This window comes from bacterium (assembly GCA_040755795.1).
Lineage (GTDB): Bacteria > UBA9089 > CG2-30-40-21 > CG2-30-40-21 > SBAY01 > JBFLXS01.
The window spans coordinates 1-3,594 of sequence record JBFLXS010000411.1 but is presented as its reverse complement, the minus strand read 5'-3'; the positions used below and the strand labels follow the sequence as shown (position 1 = coordinate 3,594).

At 34.3% G+C, this 3,594-nt stretch carries 4 protein-coding genes; all 4 read right to left on the bottom strand.

Translation table 11 applies throughout. From position 1 onward, the window contains the following. Window positions 1–476 precede the first annotated feature (476 nt). The 4 genes from AB1414_17555 to AB1414_17540 all read right to left on the bottom strand — a co-directional run bounded on the left by AB1414_17555 (window position 477) and on the right by AB1414_17540 (window position 3,369). Entirely contained in the window at window positions 477–599 is a 123-nt protein-coding gene (locus AB1414_17555) for a hypothetical protein (protein ID MEW6609222.1), read from the bottom strand. Window positions 600–1,108: 509 nt separating this feature from the next. Beyond that, window positions 1,109–1,816, bottom strand: coding sequence for an ATP-binding protein (locus AB1414_17550; protein ID MEW6609221.1), 708 nt, complete (start codon window positions 1,814–1,816; stop codon window positions 1,109–1,111). Window positions 1,817–2,140: 324 nt separating this feature from the next. Further along, window positions 2,141–2,677, bottom strand: a complete 537-nt coding sequence (gene scpB / locus AB1414_17545; protein ID MEW6609220.1) for an SMC-Scp complex subunit ScpB — start codon at window positions 2,675–2,677, stop codon at window positions 2,141–2,143. Next, window positions 2,674–3,369 (bottom strand): segregation/condensation protein A, encoded by a 696-nt coding sequence (locus AB1414_17540; protein ID MEW6609219.1) that lies wholly within the window; start codon window positions 3,367–3,369, stop codon window positions 2,674–2,676. The genes scpB and AB1414_17540 overlap by 4 nt, the downstream gene beginning before the upstream one ends. Window positions 3,370–3,594 lie beyond the last annotated feature (225 nt).

Sequence of the window (3,594 nt, the reverse complement as noted above, 5' to 3'; positions counted from 1 at the left end):
AAGAAGGGGGATAAGGAGATAAGGAAGATATGGAGATAAGATAATAGAAATAGATTGAAATTTATAGAAATAGGTAGAAATTGATTGTGGGAAACAACAAATTTCCATAAATTTCTATTAGTTTCTAGTAATTTCAATTTTTTTAATAATATCCCCTTATCTCCTTTATCTCCATATCTCCTTTTCTTACACCACCTGAACGCTTACCTGAAATTAACCACAAAGTACACAAACACAAACAATACACAAAGAAATAAAGGGAAAAATTTATTCTCTCAAAAATCTTTGACTCTTTTGTGAAACTCTTTGTGATCTTTGTGGTTAAAAAAATTGTAGTTATTGTCAGACACTACCAAAAATTACAAGACATTAAATTCCATTTCGTGTCCTTCGTACTCTTCGTAGTGAATAGTTACTAAATTACTAAAGGGGTGGTGTGAGGGTCGCATCTAGGGGGGTACGACCCTCATACCCCTCTAGAAAGTAAATATCCATTTCTCCCAGAAGAAAAGAACATCCTTGAACAGAATATATTGTAAAAGAGAATAATTGGTTAAAGTTTTTAGAAATTTTTGTCGATATAATACTTGATGAGTCATTGTCGAGAATACCTCCCTATTCTTTAGAAAGTTTTTAATCTTCTATAGGTATTCTCGGCATTTTTTCTCTTAAACTTTAATTTTTTTTGGATTGACCCCGCCAACATAAAGTTTATTTTACCTTCAGATCTCGCATAAGATGGACGAAAAAAACATATCTCCTCTCCTTGCTTTATGTCAACAGCCTGTTGAATTGTGAATTAACAGAGATAATTCACAATTCAAGATGCGACCCTCATACCCCCCCGCGACCCTCATACCCCCGCGACCCTCATACCCCCCCAATCTCTTGTGTAAATAAGGGGAAACGGGAAAGGGGGAAAAAGGAAAAAGAAGTATTTTTCTCTAAGTATAAGAAATATAGTTAGTTATACATGAAATTCTTTTTCCCCTTTCCCCAATTTTCTCCATTTCTCCTTTCTTACACCTAAAAAAACGCAAAAGTTCAAATTTCCTATTTTACATTTATTTTTCCTTTGCGTCTCTATGTCTGTGCGGTGAACGGTTACTTATAAAAGATAGTCTTTTCTTACCCTTTTCAAGGCATTAAATATATTTGCTTTAGCGTGAATACTACAATCTTTCTCAATGGTTTTTAGTAATTTGTTCATAAATTCCCTTTTTGTCCCTCGATATGGGCAATCAAAATTTAAGACTGGTAAATGATACAGGTTAGCAAATTTTACCATTTCTTTTTCTTCCACATACACCAATGGCCTTATAATCCAGAATCTTCCACCAAAAAATTTCTCATTGGGAGTCATCGTGCCAATTTCTCCGTGAAATATAAGATTTAGAAGGAATGTTTCAAGGATATCATCCTTATGATGTGCCACGGCTATCTTTTTACAACCAAACCTATCCGCCACCTCAAAAAGGGTCTTTTTTCGACTCCAGGTACAATAAAAACATTCTACTTTTTCATTATCTTTCAAGAGGTTTATTGGTTCAATGTGATAATTATAGCCTTTCTCTTTAAAATAGCCTTCTAATCTGGCAACATCTATATTCTGAAAGTCTATTTTGATATGAACCGGGAGAAGTTCAAATTTAATCGGTGCATATCGTTGTCTATCTCGTAGTATCTCAAGTAAAGTCAAACTATCTTTACCGCCGGAGACCGCAACGATAATCTTATCCTCATCTTGAATCATATCATAATCTTTAATCGCCTTGCCTACTTTTTTAGAAAGTAAATATTTAGTATTTGTATGCATTTGTTCCTATTTCGCCACAAAGGCATGAGAAATTAAGATTTCAGTAACCGTTCACCGCAAGATGCCACAGAGACGCAGAGAAAAAAATTAAAATCTATTCACCAGAGACAGAAATTTCCTTTTTTTTTGTGCATTTCGGGTTTTTCGTTGTTTATTAATCTTTTAATGCTTACTTTCGACTAACTGTTTTTAAACCTTTTTAAACACCGAAAAACGCGAAAAACACGAAAAAAAAAAGATATTTTCCCCTCTGTTTTTCTCTGCGTCTCTGCGGTAAATTACCACCTGAACGGTTACAGATTTCAATTATGTGGATACACGGCATTACAGATTGAGCTCTTTTCCAATCACTTCATCAATTTGTGGTAATGCCGATAGGTTAGGTAGTCCAAAGATTTTTAAAAATTCTACGGTTGTGCCATAAAGCAGTGGTTTGCCAGGGACCTCTTTTCGACCAACGATTTTAATCAATTTCTTCTCTAATAATGTTTGAAGGACACCAGTTGAATTTACCCCACGGATACTGTCTATTTCTATTTTTGAAATTGGTTGTTTATAGGCGATTATGGCCAGAGATTCTAATGCAGAGGTAGATAGTTTGTTTTCTTTTCGTTGTTTTTTTAGTTTGTTAATCCAGGGTGAGTATTCATAACGAGTGCACATCTGATAGCCGTTGGCTATTTCAATAATATCAATCCCTTTTTGGTCTTCCCAGTATTCTTTTTTTAACTCAAAGATTAAATTTTGCACCTGGGAACCTTTCATCTCTAATATTTGACTAATCTTATCTATGGACAACGGCTCTGCCGCAACAAATAATAATACCTCAATTATCTTTTTGGCTTTTGAATAATCTTTCATATCCTATATATCCAAATATCGGAAAATAACCGATGTTGACGAATATAAACCTTTTTTAATTTTATAAGTTCTAAAAGGGCTAAAAAGGTAATGACTACCTCTATCTTCATCTTTGTTCCCTTAAATAAATTCAAGAAAGAGACTTTTTCATTGTCATCTAACAAATTCTGCAGATACGCCATTTTTTGTTCGAGAGAAGTATCGTCCACGGTTATCTCCATTTTCCCATCTTTTTCTTTTAGTATCTTCTGGAATGCCTTAATAAGTTCAAACAGGTCACATTCTATTAGTTCAGTATCCTCTTCTATCTCTAAGTGATGAGGATGAGTGAATATTCCTTGATAAAAATCCAGTCTTTGTTCAAATTTACCAGCCAGCTCTTTATATGTTTTATATTCTGTAAGTCTTTTAGCTAACTCTAATCTTGGGTCTTCTGCCTCTTCAGACTCACCTTCAAATACTTGAGATTTAGGAAGAAGCATTCTTGACTTTATAGATAGTAGCAGGGCGGCGATAACCAGAAATTCAGAGGCTACCTCTAAATCTAAAGACTCCATTAGACTTAAATATTCCAGATATTGTTTAGTAATCTTAGCAATAGGAATATCATAGATATTAATCTCGTCTTTGCGTATCAAATATAATAATAAATCAAACGGTCCTTCAAATACGGGTAATTTTATTTGATACATCTCTCGCCTCCCTAGTGTCGTGTTGAACAAATAACGCACGGAATTTAATTCTGGTAACTGGTGATTGGTAACTGGTAATTAAATACCGTTCGGCTGAGCTCAGGACGAAACTATACTCCACTGGGGTATAAATTGTGATTATTTAAAGTAATCGGTAATCAGGTAATCAGTAATCGGTAATTTGAGATAGCAGGCTACTGCTTGCTCTTTACCGATAACCTGATA

Coding starts and splice junctions, on each gene's coding strand:
- AB1414_17555 (MEW6609222.1), bottom strand. CDS start 599: ATGACTCATCAAGTATTATATCGACAAAAATTTCTAAAAACTTTAACC.
- AB1414_17550 (MEW6609221.1), bottom strand. CDS start 1,816: ATGCATACAAATACTAAATATTTACTTTCTAAAAAAGTAGGCAAGGCG.
- scpB (MEW6609220.1), bottom strand. CDS start 2,677: ATGAAAGATTATTCAAAAGCCAAAAAGATAATTGAGGTATTATTATTT.
- AB1414_17540 (MEW6609219.1), bottom strand. CDS start 3,369: ATGTATCAAATAAAATTACCCGTATTTGAAGGACCGTTTGATTTATTA.